General features: G+C 67.4%; 1 pseudogene. It reads left to right on the forward strand.

Annotation, left to right across the window (positions count from 1 at the left end):
* A pseudogene (locus P3T42_RS36830) lies at positions 1-1,793 on the forward strand (RHS repeat-associated core domain-containing protein); the annotation flags it as partial.

Raw genomic sequence — 1,793 nt, forward strand, 5'->3', positions numbered from 1 at the left:
GCCCATGACCTGCATGTTGCGGATCCGGCAGGCGCGCTCGATCTCGCACGGGTCTACCGCAGCAGCGCCTATGACACCTCGGGCAGACCGATGGCCGGTGCCTTCGGCATCGGAGCGACGTTTAACTACGACAGCTACCTGACGGTGGCCGCTGCGGATGCCAATGGCGCGCGGCAGCGCATCGATATGTATCTGCCGGGCGGGATCCGCGTGCCGTTCACCTTGCGTGCAGGCACGAGTACCACATGGGACGACCTGACGAGCCCCGGCGACTACTATCGCGCCAGCATCACCGGCAGTGGCACCACGAAAGTGCTCACGCTGCGCGATGGTCGCGTGCGGCAGTTCACGATGATCGCCGGCCTGTACCGTCTGACCCGTGTGCAGGACCGCAACGGCAACACGGTGGTGATCGCCCGCGACAGCAGGACGGGCGCGGTCACGGGCATCACCAGCCCAGGCGGGCGCGCACTGGCATTTACGTCCATCACGGGTAGCCGCGGCACGCCGCTGGTGTCGCGCGTGACCGATCCACTGAACCGGCAGGTCGCCTATCAGTACGACAGTCAGGACCGTCTCACCCAGATGACCGACGCCGGTGGTGGCGTATGGAAGTACGGCTGGGACACGAAGAGCCGTCTCGTCAGCGTGACGGACCCGGAAGGCAACCCGCAGGTGGTCAACACCTACGACGACAGCGACCGGGTGGTGGCGCAGACGCTGGCTGACGGCAGCACGTTCGCGATGGCGTACACGGTCTCGGGCGGCAAGGTCACCCTGACGGAAGTGACGGACCGGCGCGGCAGCGTGCGCCGTCTGGAGTTCGATGCGAACGGGCGGGTGGTGCGCAACACGTACCCGGCCGGCCAGCCGATCCAGCAGGTGCAGACCTTCACGTACGACGCGAATGGCCGTACGACGAACCTCACGTCGATGGATCGCCAGTACACCTACGGCTACGACGCGAACGGTAACCGGACCAGCGAGGCGGACCAGTCCGGCACGCTGGTTACGCGCAGCTTCGACAGCTACAGCCAGTTGCTCACCGAAGCGCAGGCGGGCGCCGCCCAGCGTGGTGTGAGCACCGTCTATACGTACGACGCGAAGGGCAACCTGCTGACGGCGACTGACCGTGCCGGCAACCGCACGACGTTCACGAATGACAGCCAGGGCCGCCCGCTGACGGTGACCGATGCGCTCAGGGGCGTGACGAAGTACGCCTACGCCGGCCCCGATCTGGCGAGCGTCACCGACCCGCTGAACCGGACCACGCAGTTCACGACCGATGCGGCAGGCCGGGTGACGGCGGTACAGGACCCGCTGGGCAATACGACGCGCCGCACGCTCGACGCGCTGGACCGTACCACCGACGTCACCGACGCACTGGGCGGTGTGACCCGCTTCACGTGGGACCGCAATGGGCGCCTGCTTGCCGGGGCCGATCCGAAGGGCGTCACGACGCGCTACACGTATAACGCGATCGGGCGCCCGGTGAGCAAAAGCGATCCACTGGGCCACAGCGAGACCTACACGTGGAACAGCGCCGGACAACTGGCGACGGTGACCGACCGCAAGGGGCAGGTGAGGACGTACATCTACGATGCGGCGGGCCAGCTGGCGGCGGTCTACTTCTCCAGCAGTGCGGGTGCGAAGCCGAACCGCTCGTGGAGCTACGGCAGGGATGCGTCCGGCCGGCTGCAACTGGGTACGGACGCGGGCGACGGCCAGGCCCCCACGGCGACGTACCGCTACTACGACAGCGTGACGGGCTACCTCAACGGCTGGTTCGACCA

The sequence above is a fragment of the Paraburkholderia sp. GAS38 genome (assembly GCF_050434965.1).
GTDB lineage: Bacteria > Pseudomonadota > Gammaproteobacteria > Burkholderiales > Burkholderiaceae > Paraburkholderia > Paraburkholderia phenazinium_A.